General features: G+C 65.6%; 16 protein-coding genes. 10 read left to right on the top strand and 6 right to left on the bottom strand.

Annotation, left to right across the window (positions count from 1 at the left end; all coding sequences use genetic code 11):
• Positions 1-111 precede the first annotated feature (111 nt).
• The 3 genes from NX773_RS14250 (at position 112) to NX773_RS14260 (ending at position 4,020) form a co-directional block, all read left to right on the top strand.
• Positions 112-1,617 (top strand): alpha/beta hydrolase family protein, encoded by a 1,506-nt coding sequence (locus NX773_RS14250; RefSeq protein ID WP_258856979.1) that lies wholly within the window; start codon positions 112-114, stop codon positions 1,615-1,617.
• Between the two features lie 287 nt (positions 1,618-1,904).
• On the top strand, positions 1,905-3,272 hold the full coding sequence (locus NX773_RS14255) for an SGNH/GDSL hydrolase family protein (protein WP_258856980.1): 1,368 nt from the start codon (positions 1,905-1,907) through the stop codon (positions 3,270-3,272).
• Between the two features lie 64 nt (positions 3,273-3,336).
• Entirely contained in the window at positions 3,337-4,020 is a 684-nt protein-coding gene (locus NX773_RS14260) for an OmpW/AlkL family protein (RefSeq protein ID WP_258856981.1), read from the top strand.
• Positions 4,021-4,118: 98 nt separating this feature from the next.
• Here NX773_RS14260 and NX773_RS14265 read toward each other — a convergent pair whose 3' ends face one another.
• Together NX773_RS14265 and NX773_RS14270 are read right to left on the bottom strand one after the other, a co-directional pair.
• On the bottom strand, positions 4,119-5,303 hold the full coding sequence (locus NX773_RS14265) for an acyl-CoA dehydrogenase (protein ID WP_258856982.1): 1,185 nt from the start codon (positions 5,301-5,303) through the stop codon (positions 4,119-4,121).
• A 154-nt stretch (positions 5,304-5,457) separates the two neighbouring features.
• On the bottom strand, positions 5,458-5,967 hold the full coding sequence (locus NX773_RS14270; protein ID WP_258856983.1) for a flavin reductase family protein: 510 nt from the start codon (positions 5,965-5,967) through the stop codon (positions 5,458-5,460).
• Between the two features lie 204 nt (positions 5,968-6,171).
• On the opposite strand from NX773_RS14270, the gene msrA (NX773_RS14275) reads away from it, so the two are divergent.
• Entirely contained in the window at positions 6,172-6,729 is a 558-nt protein-coding gene (msrA, locus tag NX773_RS14275) for a peptide-methionine (S)-S-oxide reductase MsrA (protein ID WP_258856984.1), read from the top strand.
• A 156-nt stretch (positions 6,730-6,885) separates the two neighbouring features.
• On the opposite strand, the gene NX773_RS14280 is transcribed toward msrA (NX773_RS14275), so the two are convergent.
• On the bottom strand, positions 6,886-8,088 hold the full coding sequence (locus NX773_RS14280; protein ID WP_258856985.1) for a class I SAM-dependent methyltransferase: 1,203 nt from the start codon (positions 8,086-8,088) through the stop codon (positions 6,886-6,888).
• A 45-nt stretch (positions 8,089-8,133) separates the two neighbouring features.
• Entirely contained in the window at positions 8,134-9,339 is a 1,206-nt protein-coding gene (gene pdxH / locus NX773_RS14285) for a pyridoxamine 5'-phosphate oxidase (protein WP_258856986.1), read from the bottom strand.
• 87 nt (positions 9,340-9,426) lie between these two features.
• Between pdxH and tcdA the strand changes: the two genes are divergently transcribed.
• Genes tcdA through cysK form a run of 3 tightly spaced genes read left to right on the top strand, consistent with a single transcriptional unit; the run spans position 9,427 to position 11,782 of the window.
• Positions 9,427-10,293 carry a tRNA cyclic N6-threonylcarbamoyladenosine(37) synthase TcdA gene (gene tcdA, locus NX773_RS14290; RefSeq protein WP_258856987.1) on the top strand — a complete coding sequence of 289 codons (867 nt, stop codon included), beginning with the start codon at positions 9,427-9,429 and terminating at the stop codon, positions 10,291-10,293.
• A gap of 37 nt (positions 10,294-10,330) precedes the next feature.
• The gene (locus NX773_RS14295) at positions 10,331-10,822 is read left to right on the top strand and encodes an FKBP-type peptidyl-prolyl cis-trans isomerase (RefSeq protein WP_258856988.1); all 492 of its coding nucleotides are present in this window, start codon (positions 10,331-10,333) and stop codon (positions 10,820-10,822) included.
• Positions 10,823-10,849: 27 nt separating this feature from the next.
• Entirely contained in the window at positions 10,850-11,782 is a 933-nt protein-coding gene (gene cysK, locus NX773_RS14300; protein ID WP_258856989.1) for a cysteine synthase A, read from the top strand.
• A 173-nt stretch (positions 11,783-11,955) separates the two neighbouring features.
• Here the strand turns inward: cysK and NX773_RS14305 are convergent, their stop codons facing one another.
• Together NX773_RS14305 and NX773_RS14310 are read right to left on the bottom strand one after the other, a co-directional pair.
• Positions 11,956-12,930: a cation diffusion facilitator family transporter gene (locus NX773_RS14305; RefSeq protein ID WP_258856990.1), complete on the bottom strand. Its 975-nt coding sequence runs from the start codon at positions 12,928-12,930 to the stop codon at positions 11,956-11,958.
• A complete protein-coding gene (locus NX773_RS14310; protein WP_258856991.1) occupies positions 12,927-13,244 on the bottom strand; it encodes an ArsR/SmtB family transcription factor in 318 nt (105 codons plus the stop codon). The genes NX773_RS14305 and NX773_RS14310 overlap by 4 nt, the downstream gene beginning before the upstream one ends.
• A gap of 313 nt (positions 13,245-13,557) precedes the next feature.
• Here NX773_RS14310 and NX773_RS14315 point away from each other — a divergent pair, with 313 nt between their 5' ends.
• The 3 genes from NX773_RS14315 (at position 13,558) to msrA (NX773_RS14325) (ending at position 16,141) form a co-directional block, all read left to right on the top strand.
• Entirely contained in the window at positions 13,558-14,244 is a 687-nt protein-coding gene (locus NX773_RS14315) for a PKD domain-containing protein (protein ID WP_258856992.1), read from the top strand.
• A 357-nt stretch (positions 14,245-14,601) separates the two neighbouring features.
• Entirely contained in the window at positions 14,602-15,513 is a 912-nt protein-coding gene (locus NX773_RS14320; RefSeq protein ID WP_258857129.1) for an NADP-dependent oxidoreductase, read from the top strand.
• Between the two features lie 115 nt (positions 15,514-15,628).
• On the top strand, positions 15,629-16,141 hold the full coding sequence (gene msrA / locus NX773_RS14325; protein ID WP_258856993.1) for a peptide-methionine (S)-S-oxide reductase MsrA: 513 nt from the start codon (positions 15,629-15,631) through the stop codon (positions 16,139-16,141).
• The last annotated feature ends 147 nt before the right edge of the window (positions 16,142-16,288 follow it).

The following is a 16,288-nucleotide window of genomic DNA, read 5'->3' on the forward strand; positions in this document are numbered from 1 at the left end:
AGTCCCTGCCGTCGCCAACAATCCCTTCGTCTCATCCCCGCGCCTTGCATCCGCCAGGCCGCCTCGGCGCGTCCGCGCGCCTGCAGACAAGACCCAGCACCAGGATCGACCATGCGTTACCCGCTCGCCTTCGCCCTTCCACTCCTGCTCGCGGCATGCGGCGGCGGGACCACGGTCGGCGGCACCCCGTCCGGCGTCGCCAACCCCACCCCGGTGGCCGCCCCGGCGCGCGGCAGCCTGCTCGCGAGCGCCACCGCGGTGCCGGTGGCGCTGTCGGCCAGCGTGCGCGTTGCCACCGTGCAGCCGGCGGAAATGGCCGCATTCCTCGAGGCCGCGCAAAGCGGCACCACCGCCATCTCGGGCCCGCCGCAGTGTGCGGTGTCGATTTACCGCGTGCACTACAACACCATCGGCGGCGCCGGCGAGGCAACCGACGCCAGCGCCACCGTGATGGTGCCGTCCGGGACAGGCAGCTCGTGCAGCAATTCGCGCCCGGTGCTGCTGTATGCGCACGGCACCTCGCTGCAAAAGGCGTACGACATGGCCGATATCGCCAACAACACCGAGTCCCGGCTGGCCGCCGCCATCTTCGCCGCGCAGGGCTTCATCGTGGTGGCGCCCAACTATGCCGGCTACGGCGGTTCCTCGCTCGGCTACCACCCCTACCTGGACCGCGACCAGCAATCGGCCGACATGATCGACGCCTTGCGCGCCGCGCGCGCCGCCTTCCCGGCGATCGGCGCACGCGACTCGGGCAAGCTGATGGTGACCGGCTATTCGCAGGGCGGCTACGTGGCGCTGGCGACCCAGCGCGCGATGCAGCTGCAGGGCGCGAGCGAGTTTGCGGTCACGGCGGCGGCCGGCATGTCCGGCCCCTACGCGCTGGCCCGGTTCGGCGACCAGCTGTTCGGCGGCGCCCCGCGCGACGGCGCGACGGTGGTGGTGCCGCTGCTTGTCAATGCAGGCCAGCATGCCGGCGCGGGGCTGTACCGCAATCCCGCCGAGATCTACGAGGCGCAGTACGCCGGCGGGATCGTGGACCTGGTGCCGGGCACGCTGGGAGCGGGCGAACTGGTCAGCCAGGGCAAGCTGCCGGCCACCGCCTTGTTTGCGGCCGACTCCATGCCGCAGGCCAGCGGTTATGGACAGTACTTCGGCTCGGGCAACCTGCTCAGGAGCGACTACCGCGCCGGCTACCTGGCCGACATGGCCGTCCACCCGTGCAGCCAGGACGCGCGCGCGCCGCTGTCGTGCGCGCCGGCGCAGGCGCTGCGCTCCTGGCTGGTGCGCAACGATTTGCGCAGTTACGCGCCCAATGTGCCGCTGCTGCTGTGTGGCGGCGACGGCGACCCGACCGTCCCGTATTTCAATACCAGCGACAGCGCCACCTACTTCCGCGCGCGTGGCGCCGCCGTCACCGAGCTGAACATCGATTCCTCGCTGGATGGCCTGAACGACTTCTTCCGCCTGCCCAAACTGGGCTTTGCCACCGCCAAGGCGGCGCTGCGCGCGGCCAATGGCGGCGACGCGGTGGCGTCCAGCTACCATGCCGGGCTGGTCGCGCCGTTCTGCATGGCGGCCACGCGCGACTGGTTCCAGTCGGTGCTGGCGCGCTAGGTGCCGCGCCGGCGTCCCAAAGTTCCCGTGCGCGGGGTGCCAACCCGCGGCGCATGAACATTCCTTGAGCCCGGCTATTGCGCGCACAAATTCGTTTAGCGTGCTCGGCCGGCGTTGCTATAATCGCCACCGCTCCAGTTGCTCGTCTGTATTGACAGCTTGTTGCTGGGAACTAACGTTTTTGCAATGCTTTCGCTATACAAGCGAACAGAACACTGGCATATTAGTTGCGACACGAATAGCACGGGCGTTCGTTTCAACAAGAACATTTCAATCTAGGAGACACAATGCGTCACACCAATCTCGCGCTCGCGCTGTTGACCGCGGCCGTCCTCGCTGCGTGCGGCGGCAATGGCAGCAAACCCGGCGACCAAACGCTCAAGACCAAGTACAGCGCCCAGGTGTCCTTCGGCGACAGCCTGTCGGACGTTGGCAGCTATGCCGTTGGCGGCGTGCTGGCGCTGGGCGGCGGCAAATGGACGATCAACGGCGACAACACCGCCAAAGAGCCGACCCTGACCGGCAAGAACTGGACCGAACTGGTCGGCGCCCAGCTCGGCGTGAGCGGTGTCTGCGCGGCCCAGACCGGCCTGCAGGGCGACGCCACCAAGGGCTTCTCGGTAGCCGTCACCGACCACCCGAACTGCTTCAACTACGCCCAGGGCGGCGCCCGCGTGACCAACCCGGTCGGCGCCGGCAACAAGCTGACCGGTTCGCCGGTGGGCGCGCTGACCGTGCCGGTGGTCCAGCAAGTGGCCAACCACCTGGCCAAGAGCGGCGGCAAATTCAGCGGCACCGAAGTGGTGACCGTGATGGCTGGCGGTAACGATATCCTGGTGCTGATGGGCCAGCTGTCGGCTGCCGCCACCGCCGCCGGCACCAAGGCCGGCCAGACCACCTTTGCCACCTCGCTGACCATGCAACTGGCAGCCGGCGCGACCAACCCGCAAACGGCGGCGCAGGCGATTGGCCTGGCGATCCAGACCGAATCGGCCAACCCGAGCCACACCGACACCAGCGTCGTGACCGCCGCCGTGACCGCTGCCGCACAGCAGCCGGGCAATCAGGCCGTGGCCTCGCCGACCGTGTACGGCCCGATGGTGACCAAGGCCCAGGCCGACGCGGCCGCGGCCGGCGCCAAGGCCGGCGCCGACTACTTTGCCGCCAACGCCCCGGGCATCGTGACCGCAATGGGCACCGCCGGCGCCGAGCTGGCAGCCCTGGTCAAGACCCAGATCATCGGCAAGGGCGCCAACTACGTGGTGGTCAACAACCTGCCGGACGTGGCCAGCACCCCGTCGGCCACCGGCCAGAGCGCCGACGTGCGCGCCCTGATCGGCAAGGCGGTGGATGCCTTCAACGCCCAGCTCAAGGCCGGTGTGGCAGACGATGCCAAGGTGCTGTACGTGGACCTGTGGGCGATCAGCCACGACCAGGTCACCAACCCGGGTCCGTACGGCCTGACCAACACCAAGGACAAGGCCTGCGGCAACAACGCGCTGGGCGGCAGCTCGCTGGTCTGCAACGGCAGCAACCTGGCTGCTGGCGACGTCAGCCACTACATGTTCGCCGACGATGTCCACCCGACCCCGTACGAGAACTCGCTGATCGCGCGCTACGTCCTCGAGCAGATGGTCGTCAAGGGCTGGCTGTAATCATCACGGCGGGCCCGTCGCCACGCTGCGGCGGGCCGTTCCACTATAAGAATCAGGAGATAAAATGAAAGTACGTGTGAAGAACGTCGTGAAGATGCTGGTGCTGGCGGGCGTGTTCGGCGCGGCATCGAGCGCATCGGCGCAGTCGGCGGGCCAGTGGACGGCTTCGGTCGGCGTCAACAAGATCACCCCGCACGTCGAGAGTGGCTACATCTCGGCGCCGGCGCTGCCGAAATCGCAAGGTGATGTCAGCGGCGACACCCAGCCGGTGCTGGTGTTTGCTTATGGCGTGACTGACAACATTTCGCTGGAAGGCGCGCTCGGTACGCCGTACAAGCACAAGATCTACGGCGCCGGCGCGATCGCAGGCACCGGCCAGCTGGGCACGGTCGAGGCGTTGCCCCCGACCCTGTTTTTCCAGTACCGCTTCTTCGAGCCGAGCTCGATGATCCGTCCGTACATCGGCTTTGGCCCGACCTACGCACGTTTCCAGAAGGCGACCGGTTCGGGCCAGATGACGGCGCTGACCAACCCGGGCACCGGCGTGCCGACCACCTTCAAGATCGACAACAAGTTCACCTACTCGGGCCAAGTGGGCGTGGCGGTGAACTTCAGCGAGCGCTGGTTCGCCAGCGCGGCCTACATCAAGACCAAGCTGTCGACCGACGTGCACTTCTCGAGCGGCCAGAACCAGCACATGAAGCTCGATCCGAGCTCGGTGATGGTGTCGGTGGGTTACAAGTTCTAAGCCCGCCCGCCGTAACGAAAAACCCCGCTGCGGCGGGGTTTTTTATTGTTGGCCTCAAAACCGTCGTCCCGGCGTGCGCCGGGATGACGCCGTGGCCGTCAGAACGCGGCGATGCCGGTCTGCGCGCGCCCCAGGATCAGGCCGTGGATGTCGTGCGTGCCCTCGTAGGTGTTGACCACCTCGAGGTTGACCATGTGCCGGATCACGCCGAATTCGTCCGAGATGCCGTTACCGCCCAGCATGTCGCGCGCCACGCGGGCGATGTCGAGCGACTTGCCGCACGAGTTGCGCTTCATCATCGACGTGATCTCGACCGCAGCCGTGCCTTCGTCCTTCATGCGGCCCAGGCGCAGGCAGCCCTGCAGGCCGAGCGTGATCTCGGTCTGCATGTCGGCCAGTTTCTTCTGGACCAGCTGGTTGGCCGCGAGCGGCTTGCCGAACTGTTTGCGGTCCATGGTGTACTGGCGCGCCATGTGCCAGCAGAACTCCGCCGCGCCCAGCGCACCCCAGGCAATGCCGTAGCGCGCCGAGTTCAGGCAGGTGAACGGGCCCTTCAGGCCGCGCACGTCCGGGAAGGCGTTCTCTTCCGGCACGAACACGTCGTCCATCACGATTTCGCCGGTGACCGAGGCGCGCAGGCCCATCTTGCCGTGGATCGCCGGCGCCGACAGGCCCTTCATGCCTTTTTCGAGCACGAAGCCACGGATCGCGCCTTCGTCGTCCTTGGCCCAGACCACGAACACGTCCGCGACCGGCGAGTTGGTGATCCACATCTTGTTGCCCGTGAGCGCGTAGCCGCCATCGACCTTGCGCGCGCGGGTGACCATCGAGCCCGGATCCGAGCCGTGGTTCGGTTCGGTCAGGCCAAAGCAGCCGATCCATTCGCCGCTGGCCAGCTTGGGCAGGTATTTCTGGCGCTGCGCCTCGGTGCCGAATTCGTAGATGGGGACCATCACCAGCGACGACTGCACGCTCATCATCGAGCGGTAGCCCGAGTCCACGCGCTCGACCTCGCGCGCGATCAGGCCATAGCAGACGTAGTTCAGGCCGGGGCCGCCGTACTGCTCGGGAATCGTCGGACCCAGGAGGCCCAGTTCGCCCATCTCGCGGAAGATCGACGTATCCATGCGCTCGTGGCGGAAGGCTTCGAGGATGCGTGGCTGCAGCTTGTCCTGCGAGTAAGCGGCGGCCGCGTCGCGCACCATGCGCTCGTCATCGGTCAGCTGTTCGTTCAGCAGCAGGGGGTCGTCCCAGTGGAACTGGGCTTTGCTGGAAGGCTTCATGGGTGGTCCTGTCTCGGTAGGTTCTTGTCGTCAGGCGGCCACGGTGGACGGGCCGCGAATCGTTCAATTATAGAAACACGGGCCGGTCGCATCTTTCCAATCTGCGACAGCCATTTTCATTTTTGCTTGAGCGACAAGGATAGGCGGACTGGCCCTAACGTTCTTGCGTGCTGCCAAACTGGCCGCGATGGAACAGCAGGGCCGGTTGCGGGTGGGCCGAGCACTCTTCGACCTCGCCCACGAAGATCACGTGGTCGCCCTCGGGATAGCGGCTGCGGTTGTGGCACTCGAACCAGGCCGCGGTGCCTTTCAGGATCGGCTGGCCGGTACGCGACAGCTCGAATTCGATGCCGGCGAAGGGATTATCGGTGCGGCGCGAGAAGCGGTCCGCCAGGTGTTGCTGGCCGGCCGAGAGCACGTTGATCACATAGTGCGAATTGCCGCTGAAGATGGGCAGGCTGTTGGCGGCATTTCCCAGGCTCCATAGCACCAGCGGCGGGTCGAGCGACACCGAATTGAACGAACTGGCGGTCAGGCCGCGGTAGCTGCCATCGGCCAGGCGCGTGGTGATGACCGTCACGCCGGTGGCGAACTGCGACAGCGCGCGGCGAAACTGTACCGAGTCGAAACCGCGCGTTGCGGCGCGGGGAAAGCGTGTGTTCATTGGGGCCCTGGATTGTTGCCGCCATTATGCCATTGCCCGGCGGCGGCCGCTGTCGCTCCCCGCAGAATTGAGGCTGCACAAGGCAGGTACTTTGCGTTACAGTTAAAGGCATGGGAATATTTACTGCCGAGATTGCCGGCGGAACAGTTCGCTGGCAGCAAGTCGTTCGGGCAGGTATTTGTTGTGGGGTCGAAGATGGATGCTGTGGCTAACCAAAACGAAGGCGCGCGCACGGAAGTGGCGATCCTGGGCGGCGGATGTTTCTGGTGCCTGGAGGCCGTGTACCAGCAGGCGCGCGGGGTCACCCGCGTCGAATCGGGCTACATGGGCGGCGACACCCCGCACCCCACCTACGAGCAGGTGTGCGGCGGCGCCACCGGGCACGCGGAAGTGGTCCGGCTCGAGTTCGACCCGGCGCTCATCAGCTACCGCGACATCCTCGAGATCTTCTTCACGATTCACGATCCGACCACGCTCAACCGCCAGGGCAATGACGTCGGCACGCAGTACCGTTCGGTGATCTTCACCACCAGTGCCGAGCAGGAAGCGGTGGCGCGCAAGGTGATGGCCGAGATGGCCGGCGTGTGGGACGCGCCGATCGTCACGCACATCGAGCCGGCCAAAACCTGGTACAAGGCCGAGTCCTACCACCAGGATTACTTCAACCAGCACCCGCTGCAGGGTTACTGCGCGTTCGTGGTCGCGCCCAAGGTGGCCAAGTTCAGGAAGGTGTTTGCGAACAGGCTGAAAGAGACGGCGTGACCCAGCCTGGCCTTTAGCCGCTAACAGCAGCACGTCGTCCCGGCGAAGGCCGGGACCCATGCTGAGCCGGCTGTTTGGTTGCGCCGGAGCTTGCTCTTCTGCTGACGGGTTATGGGTCCCGGCCTTCGCCGGGACGACGGTGCGGGCGGCTCGCGGCTAGTGGTACATATACCGCCGTGACCACGGCATCATGGCCGGATCCTGCCCCGCCTTGCCGCACACGATCTGGTACAGGCTGATCCAATCATGCGAGAACGCATACGCGCAGCCGGCCAGGTACACGCGCCAGATGCGGTAGTGCTTCTGGTCGGTGAGCGCGCGGATGCGCTCGCTGTTGTTCTCGAAATTTTCGGACCAGGTGGCGCAGGTGCGCGCGTAGTGCCGGCGCAAGTTTTCAACGTCGCGCACTTCCAGTCCGCCCTGCTGCATGGTCTGGATCACGGTGGACAGGTGCGCCAGCTCGCCGTGCGGAAACACGTACTTGTCGATGAACTCGCCGCCGCCATATGGCGTCGAGCGGGAGTCGATGTCGGTGGTGGTGATGCCATGGTTCATCACCACGCCATTGGGCGCGAGCAGCTGGTTGATGCGGCCGAAGTATGCGGGCAGGTTGTCCACGCCCACGTGCTCGAACATGCCCACGCTGGTGATGCGGTCGAACTGGCCCTCGACATCGCGGTAGTCCTGCAGCCGGATCTCGACCTGGTTGGACAAACCCAGCCGCTCGACCCGCTCGCGCGCGAGCAGGGCCTGGTTCTCGGACAGGGTCACGCCGATGCAGCGCGCGCCGCGCTGCGCGGCCCGGATTGCCAGCGCGCCCCAGCCGCAGCCGATGTCCAGCAGCGTGTGCCCCTGCTGCAGCCCGATCTTGTTGAGGATGTGGTCGATCTTGCGCACCTGCGCCGTGGCCAGGTCTTCCTCGCCGGTTTCGAAGTAGGCGCAGGAATAGACCATGTTGGGGTCGAGGAAGGCCTGGTAGAACTCGTTGGAGACGTCGTAGTGGTAGCGGATCGCCTCGGCGTCTTTTTCCTTGGTGTGGTTGGACACCAGGTGCATGGCCCGCGCCAGCCGCCCCGGCACCTTGGCCGACGACGCCGCCAGCTCGTTGCCGATGTTGATGATGTCCATGACGCGCCCGACCACGTCGATGGCGCCCTCGACGTAGGCGCGGCCCAGGTTGTACAGCGACGGCACCATCAGGTAGCGCAGCGCCGACGGGCCGGACACCTTGAGCGTGACGCGCGGCGGATCGGACGAGAGGTCGAACGTTTGCCCGTTCCACAGTTCGATCCGTAGCGGCAGGTTGACTTTGCTGCGAACGCCTGTGCTCCAGGCGGAAAGCTTCATCTCGGTGAACACGCATGACCTCCGGCTGTCGACAGCAGGCCGGCCTGCGTGGCCAGCCTACGGTTGTAAACGTTGCCGCGTCCAGCGCCCGTCTTGTTGCCGCGTGTACACAATGCGGTCGTGGAAACGGGACCGGCGCCCCTGCCAGAATTCAATGCGTTCCGGCACGAGACGGAAACCACCCCAATGGATTGGCCTCGGCGGCTCTTCGCCATACTGCCTTGCTACCGCTTCGTAGTTCTGTTCTAGCGCAGCCCTGCTTGCAATCGGGGCGCTCTGGTGCGACGCGATGGCCGACAAGCGGCTTTGCAGCGGGCGGCTGTGGAAATACTGGTCGCTTTCCTCTGCCGCCACGCGTTCCACCCGGCCTTCGATTCGCACCTGGCGTTCAAGTTCGCTCCAAAAGAATAACAAAGCGGCAAACGGATGGGCGCTCAATTGCTGGCCTTTTTGACTTTCGTAGTTGGTGTACCACGTAAAGCCGCGCTCGTCGAACTGCTTGATGAGCACAATGCGCGAGCTCGGGCGCCCGTCCGCCCCCACGGTGGACACGCTCATTGCGTTCGGCTCGTTGACCTCGGCCTTGAGCGCTTCCTCGAACCAGTGCGTGAACTGCGCGATCGGGTCTTCGGCCACGTCTTCCTCGGACAAGCTTGCTTGGCCGTAATCCTTGCGCAGGTCGGCCACGCGCGAACCCAGCGCCTGCGCCGGCGCCGGCTGGGCCGCCGCCGCAGTGATGCCGCGCCGCGCCTGCATCGACTGGCCCATGCGCTCCATCTGCTCCGGGCTGAACAGGCGCAGCGCCATCGGCGCCATCGTGCCTTCCTCGCGCTCCATGTGGGCCGTGTAGCGCTGGGCAAAGCGCTGCACGGTGTCCGCCGCCAGCACCGCCGCGCTGCCCTCGGCAATGGCCACCAGCTGCGGGCGCAGCGCCAGCCACAGCGCGTCCATGTCCTGGTGGTCCTGCAGGATCACCGGCACCAGCGCCTGCAGCGTGGCCGCGTCGTCGCCCTGCGCGGTGGCGCGCAGCATCGGGATCAGGTCCTGCTCCTCGTCCTCGTGGTGCAGGTGCGCGGCCTTGTCGAAATAGTTCAGCACCGCCTGCGCCGCCTGTTGCGCCTGCTGGTCGGCGCCATGCTGGGGCAGGTGGGCCAGCAGCTTGTCCAGCGTGGCCAGTTGTTTGCGGATACGGCCATGGCAGTGCTTGAGCACGGCGACCGGCTGGTCGAAGCCGGGAGCGGCCTCGGGTAACAGGTTCTTCATTTTCGGATTATTAATAGGTGGAAATATTCGATTGACTAGGAGCTATTTTAGAGCAGTCTGTACGGCAAGGTCCGCTAGAATTCAGGGATGAACACAATCAACACCCAATCCTTCGTGGCATCGCTGGACGAAGAGGTCGATTTCGCGCGCCGTTTTGGCGGCATTGCCCGCCTGTACGGCGAGCGTGCGCTGGAAGGCTTTCGCGCGGCGCACGTTTGTGTGATCGGCGTGGGCGGCGTCGGTTCCTGGGTGGTCGAGGCGCTGGCCAGGAGCGCCATCGGGCAGCTCACCCTGATCGACCTGGACAACGTGGCCGAATCGAACATCAACCGCCAGATCCAGGCGCTGTCCTCGACCGTGGGCCTGCCCAAGATCGAGGCGCTCAAGCGCCGCATCGCCGAGATCAACCCATTCTGCGAGGTGCACCTGGTCGAGGACTTCATCGACCCGGACAACCTGGACAGCATGATCGGCGTGGACCGTTTTGACTACGTGATCGACGCCATCGACAGCGTCAAGCCCAAGGCGGCGCTGATCGCCTATTGCAGCGAGCACGGCATTCCGCTGGTGACGGTGGGCGGCGCCGGCGGCCAGCTCGACCCGACCAAGGTCGAGATCCGCGACCTGGCCCGCACCGAGCAGGAGCCGCTGCTCAAGAAAGTGCGCAAGATCCTGCGCGCGCGCTACGGCTTTGCCAAGGGCGAGAAGAGCAAGTACCACATCGACGCCGTGTTCTCGATGGAGCCGCTGCGCTATCCCGACAGCGGCGACGCCTGCGCGGTGGACGCGGGCAGCGTGACCGGCCTCAATTGCGCCGGCTTCGGTTCCAGTATGGTGGTTACCGCAACCTTCGGCATGGTCGCGGCCGGGCATGTGCTGCGCAAGCTGGCCGATGCGGCCAACGCGGCCGCCGGCGTGGCAACTGTCCAACAGCAAGCGGCCTTGCTATCATAAGATTTCGGTTTGAAATCTTTTCAATGAAAGAGCCAACATGATACGTCGATCCGTTTTCCTCGCCCTGCTGCTGGCAGCGGCCACCGCGACTGCCCAGGAGGGCAGCCAGGCAGCATCCGCCGCCGCAGGGCCGCAGGCCAGCCAGCCTGCCGCCGCCCCGGCCCAGCCGCAGGGGCCCAAGGTGGAAATCATCGACCACGTGGTCGGCAAGGGCAAGGAAGCGGTCATCGGCAGCAAAGTGACGGTGAACTACACCGGCTGGCTGTTCAAGCCGCTGGCGCGCAACCAGCACGGCAAGAAGTTCGACTCCTCGCTCGAACCGGGCCGTTCGCCGCTCGACTTCAACCTCGGCGCCGGCCAGGTCATCAAGGGCTGGGAGCAGGGCGTGGCCGGCATGAAGGTGGGCGGCAAGCGCACCCTGATCATTCCCAGCGAGCTGGCGTACGGCAAGCGCGGCGCCGGCGGCGGCGTGATCCCGCCCGACGCCGACCTGATCTTCGACGTCGAACTGCTGGACGTGAAGCAATAACCATTACATCAACGACAAGGGGCCGGCATGAGAATCGCAAACGACGTCACTGAACTGATCGGCAACACGCCGCTCGTACGCATCCGGCGCCTGGCGCGGGACGGCGTGGCCGACGTGCTGGCCAAGCTGGAGTTCTACAACCCGGCGCACAGCGTCAAGGACCGCATTGGCCTGGCGATGATCGAGGCGGCGGAGCAAGCCGGCAAGATCGGTCCCGACACCATCATCGTCGAGCCCACCAGCGGCAACACCGGCATTGCGCTGGCCATGGTGTGCGCTTCGCGCGGCTACCGCTGCAAGCTGGTGATGCCCGAAACCATGAGCAACGAGCGGCGCATGCTGCTGCGCGCCTACGGCGCCGAGCTGGTGCTCACCCCCGGCTCGGAAGGCATGCTGGGCGCGATCAAGCGTGCCGAAGAAATCGTGGCCGCGGACCCGCGCTGCTTCATGCCGCAACAGTTCAACAACCCGGCCAACCCCGAAGTGCACCGCCGCACGACGGCCGAGGAAATCTGGCGCGATACCGACGGCAAGGTCGATATCCTGGTAGCCGGCGTGGGCACCGGCGGCACGATCACCGGCGTGGCCGAAGTGCTCAAGGCGAGAAAGCCCGGCTTTCAGGCCATTGCGGTGGAGCCGGAAGCGTCGCCGATGCTGTCCAAGGGCACCAAGGGCCCGCACCCGATCCAGGGCATTGGCGCCGGTTTCGTGCCGGCCGTGCTCAACACCCAGGCTTACGACGAAGTCATCACGGTCAAGAACGACGACGCCTTCGAGACCGCGCGCGCCGCGGCGCGGGAAGAGGGGCTGCTGGTCGGCATCTCGTCCGGCGCGGCACTGTGGGCAGCGATCCAGGTCGCACGCCGGCCCGAGAACGCGGGCAAGGTGATCGTGACGATCATCCCGTCGTTCGGCGAGCGCTACCTCAGCACGCCGCTGTACGCCAACCTGGCTGGCTGACCGGGTCACACCTCTGTGCATCGTCGTCCCGGCGCAAGCCGGGACCCATGCCGAGTGCGCGGCAACGCGACTGTTCTATGGACCCCGGCCGGGCCGCCGAGGATGCGCCGGGATGACGTGCTGTGGTGCGTGGTGTCAGTAGGGGTGCCGCCATGCACGCCGTGGCGCTCGCCTCAATGCCTCGCCCCATGCAACGCACATCCGTGATCGGTGGTCCCTTCCTCCACCTGCAGCGTGGTGTGGTCGATCCTGAAATCATGCTTTAGCTGCTCGACAATCTCGTCGATCGCCGCGTCGCCCGGATAGCCTCCCGGCATCACCAGGTGCGCCGTCAGCGCTGCCTCGGTGGTGCTCATCGCCCAGATGTGCAGGTCGTGCACCTCCAGCACGCCCGGGCGCTGCTCCAGGAAGCGCTGCACCTTGAGCGCGTCGATGTTGGCCGGCACCGCCGCCAGCACCAGCTGGGTCGATTCGCGCAGCAACGCCCAGGTGCCGATCACGATCACGAGCACGATGACCAGGCTGGCCGCCGGGTCGAGCCAGGTCCAGCCGGTCCAAATGACCACCAGGCCTGACACCACCACGGCCAGCGAGATCGCCGCGTCCGCCGCCATGTGCAGGTAGGCGCCGCGCACGTTCAGGTCGTCCTTGCGGCCCGCCATGAACAGCCAGGCCGAAAAGCCGTTCACCAGCACGCCGATGCCCGCCACCACCGACACGGTGAGCCCGGCCACGGCGGGAGGGTGCGCAAAGCGCAGCACCGCCTCCCACGCGATCGCGCCGCAGGCGACCATCAGCAGCAGCGCATTGGCAAGCGCCGCCAGGATCGACGAGCTGCGCAGGCCGTAGGTGTAGCGCCCGTCCGGCTTGGACTTGGCCAGCAGCGCGGCGCCCCACGCCAGCAACAGGCCCAGCACGTCCGACAAATTGTGGCCGGCATCGGCCATCAGCGCGGTCGAGTTGGCGATGAAGCCATAGACGAATTCGACCACCACGAACAGGGCGTTGAGCGTGACCGACAGTGCGAACGCGCGCGTGTTGTCGCCCGGCGCCGGGTGATGGTGGTGATGCCCGTGTCCATGCTCGTGGTGGTGGCCGTGATCGTGGTCGTGATCGTCGTGGTCGTGATGGTGGTGATGTTGACTCATGCTTCGTGCAGTGCGGCCGGTTCGGCGATGTGGTCGGCCATGTCGGCCAAAAGGCCGCTGATGTGGGCATCGGCGGCGGCGTAGAAGACTTGCTTGCCCTGGCGTTCGGCCTTGACGATGCGCGCGGCCCGCAGCAGGCGCAGGTGGTGGCTGACCAGGGAACTGGACAGGTCGAGCTCGGCCGCGATGTCGCCGACCGAGATCGGCCGCGCCAGGCAGGCGATGACGATGCGCAGGCGCGTCTTGTCGCCCAGCAGGTGGAACAGGTCGGCGAGCTGGTCTACCCAGTCGGCGGGATCGGTGTGGGTAGTCATGCTCAACGTTTGAATATACGTTCACATGTTATGCCAAAAGCCGGCGGCTCACAAGCGCGAATGTGTGTTCCGCCGGCATAGAAGCTTGAATAGAACAAGTCGGCAATCGGGATGAAGGTCCCGTTGTCAGCTCCTACACTCCGAGAAAACATAAGCGTCCGGCCTCGGCAGGGCTTGCCTTTGACCGCCCCCGAGGCGGCCCGGGCAGGAACCACCTACACAGTCATCCAGCTGGGCCCGAGCGAGCAGCCCCCCGCGTCGCGTCCACAGGTAGGCGTGCGCATCAACCAGGTCGTCGGCTCCATCGACAGCCATGCGTTCGAAGCTTCCAGCACCGGCCGCTGGCTCCGTCGCGTATACGCTCAAGGCCAGCTGGTCCTGGGGCGACGGGAGCAAGGATGTGGGCACCATCAGCGAGAAGGACGGGGGCGGTTACGCGAGCGCCCAGCATGCCTTCGCGGCGCCCGGCATCTATACCGTCACGCTCACGGTCACGGACAGCAGCGGTGTGAGCACGACCGTGCAAAAGAAAATTACCGTCGTCGGTACCGGCACTTACGTCGCCGGAGAAGGATGGTTCATGTCGCCGCCGGGAGCGTCCAGGATGGCCCGAACGCACGCCGGCATCGCCACCTTCGCCGTCTTATCGAACACCGGCAGCGCCCTCAGCGCCGCGCAGGCCAACGTCGAGTTCACGGCTGCCGGCATCAATTTCCGCAGCCAGCAAATCGACGCGCAGTCGATGCAAGGCGACAGCGTGCAGTTCCGCGGCCGGGGCAACGTGAATGGGACGGACGGCTACTATTTCATGCTGAACCGCGTGCGTGACACAACTTCCGGAAGTGGGAAAGATTGGGTGCGGGTCCGTATTTGGCATTACGCGCCGGGTTCGCAGGCCGAGGTTGTCGACTACGACAATCAACTGAATAGCCGCGCACCCGACACCGATCGGCAAGGGACGGTCGTGGGAGAAGGCGCAATCACGATCCAGTCGAACTGAGCGTCGTGTAAGCGAGACGCGGACGCGCCTGCCGACGCGGTAACCACAAACGTCCCTGAAGTGGCGGGCATTGAAGGAGATGCTCGCCACACAACCGCGGGGTATACCTCTTCCCAAGAAGCATTGTTCCAATGTGAGTTCTGGACTAATCAGAACCATTTCGAGACTTCAGAGTACGCAAAGAAGCTAGCATGGTGCCAACCGTTCGTCGGGAGAAGCCCACAGCGGATAGCCGTGAACGGCGATCGGTCTAAAGCTTGCGCTGGCACGTGACTGAACGGAATGTTCCATCGGTCAGCCAATTGCTCCGCAATTCGAAGCGGGTGCCTGCGCGGACTCGCAACCGGGAGGAAAATGATGAAGGCGATCGTAGTAATCGACCAGGCCGCGGGAATGGCCGGGATGAAGCTGGTGGAGCGGCCGGAGCCGCAGGCAGCGATAAACGATGTGATCGTTCAGATCCATGCGTCGGGATTCGTCGGGACTGAATTGGCATGGCCATCCACCTGGACGGATCGCCGCGGTGGCGACCGGACACCCACGATCCCCGGCCACGAGCTCGCTGGCGTGGTCACGGCCATCGGCTACGGCACGACGGGCCTTACGTTAGGACAACGGGTGTTCGGCCTCGCGGACTGGTATCGCGACGGTTCACTGGCCGAGTACGTGGCGATCGAGGCACGCGACCTCGCGCCCTTGCCCGGCGACGTGGACTTCACCGTGGGAGCGAGCCTGCCCATCTCGGGCCTCACCGCGTGGCAGGGACTGTTCGATCACGGCCGCCTTCGGGCGGGACAAAGCTTGATTGCGCACGGTGCGGCCGGCGCGGTGGGCTCGATGGTGACGCAACTGGCCCGACTGGCCGGCGCACACGTCATCGGCACCGGACGTGCCGCCGACCGCCAGAAGGCGCTCGACTTCGGTGCGCACGAGTTCGTCGATCTCGACAGTGAAGCGCTGGAAGACGTCGGCAGCGTCGACCTGGTGTTCGACGTCATTGGCGGCGACATCGGGAAGCGGTCAGCGCGCCTGATTCGCGGCGGAGGAACACTTGTGTCCGTCGTCGGGCCGCCTGAGGCGCGCCCCGCTGACGGCCGCGCGATTGACTTCGTTGTCGAGGCCGACCGGGCGCAGCTCAGCGAGATCGTCCAGCGGGTGCGGGACGGAAGGCTGCGGACGAACATCGGCACCGTGGCGAACCTCGACCAGGCCGTCGCGGCGCTCACCGAACCGGGAAAAGGGAAGACGATCATCCGCGTTCGTCCCTGAGGACGCGGTGGCCTGCGCTACTGTATCCATACGGCGTCGCTCCGGTTCGTCCACCGGGACGACATGGAGCGCGAGGGTTACGGCCAATATCTCGACCAGGTAGGAGGGGTTTAACATGTATCAGCGCGCTGTACTTGCCGGGGGATGTTTCTGGGGGATGCAGGACTTGATCCGCAAGCTCCCGGGTGTGGTTTCGACTCGCGTCGGCTACACCGGTGGCGACACGCCGAACGCGACCTATCGCAACCATGGCACTCATGCGGAAGGGATCGAGATCGTCTTCGATACGACGCAGACGAGTTACCGGCGGATCCTTGAGTACTTCTTCCAAATCCACGATCCCACGACGTTGAATCGCCAGGGCAACGACCTGGGCGCAAGCTACCGCTCGGCGATTTTCTATACGAGCGAGGAGCAGAAACAGGTGGCGGAGGAGACGATCGCGGACGTGAACGCGTCGGGCTTTTGGCCGGGCAAAGTCGTCACCGAGGTCCAACCTGTCGGAGACTTCTGGGAAGCCGAACCGGAGCACCAGGATTATCTTGAGAAGTGGCCCGAGGGGTACACCTGCCACTTCCCTCGCGCCGACTGGGTACTTCCCAAGCGGGAGCCAGCAGGCCGCATGTGATGTCCCGGAACACAGTCGGATCATCGTTCGTACGCCGCGTGAGCTGTGACGCGCGCCACGCCGAGCTGCGCGGCCAGAGCCTGCCACGAAGGCAATCGGTGCCAGGTAGCAGCAGCCCGGACGCTATGCCCATGTAAATGCGCGCAC

The sequence above is a fragment of the Massilia solisilvae genome (assembly GCF_024753215.1).
GTDB classification, from domain to species: domain Bacteria; phylum Pseudomonadota; class Gammaproteobacteria; order Burkholderiales; family Burkholderiaceae_D; genus Telluria; species Telluria solisilvae.

Coding starts and splice junctions, on each gene's coding strand:
- tcdA (WP_258856987.1), top strand. CDS start 9,427: ATGAACACAATCAACACCCAATCCTTCGTGGCATCGCTGGACGAAGAG.
- NX773_RS14310 (WP_258856991.1), bottom strand. CDS start 13,244: ATGACTACCCACACCGATCCCGCCGACTGGGTAGACCAGCTCGCCGAC.
- NX773_RS14270 (WP_258856983.1), bottom strand. CDS start 5,967: ATGAACACACGCTTTCCCCGCGCCGCAACGCGCGGTTTCGACTCGGTA.
- NX773_RS14305 (WP_258856990.1), bottom strand. CDS start 12,930: ATGAGTCAACATCACCACCATCACGACCACGACGATCACGACCACGAT.
- NX773_RS14255 (WP_258856980.1), top strand. CDS start 1,905: ATGCGTCACACCAATCTCGCGCTCGCGCTGTTGACCGCGGCCGTCCTC.
- NX773_RS14260 (WP_258856981.1), top strand. CDS start 3,337: ATGAAAGTACGTGTGAAGAACGTCGTGAAGATGCTGGTGCTGGCGGGC.
- NX773_RS14315 (WP_258856992.1), top strand. CDS start 13,558: ATGCGTTCGAAGCTTCCAGCACCGGCCGCTGGCTCCGTCGCGTATACG.
- pdxH (WP_258856986.1), bottom strand. CDS start 9,339: ATGAAGAACCTGTTACCCGAGGCCGCTCCCGGCTTCGACCAGCCGGTC.
- NX773_RS14320 (WP_258857129.1), top strand. CDS start 14,602: ATGAAGGCGATCGTAGTAATCGACCAGGCCGCGGGAATGGCCGGGATG.
- NX773_RS14295 (WP_258856988.1), top strand. CDS start 10,331: ATGATACGTCGATCCGTTTTCCTCGCCCTGCTGCTGGCAGCGGCCACC.
- NX773_RS14265 (WP_258856982.1), bottom strand. CDS start 5,303: ATGAAGCCTTCCAGCAAAGCCCAGTTCCACTGGGACGACCCCCTGCTG.
- NX773_RS14250 (WP_258856979.1), top strand. CDS start 112: ATGCGTTACCCGCTCGCCTTCGCCCTTCCACTCCTGCTCGCGGCATGC.
- msrA (WP_258856993.1), top strand. CDS start 15,629: ATGTATCAGCGCGCTGTACTTGCCGGGGGATGTTTCTGGGGGATGCAG.
- cysK (WP_258856989.1), top strand. CDS start 10,850: ATGAGAATCGCAAACGACGTCACTGAACTGATCGGCAACACGCCGCTC.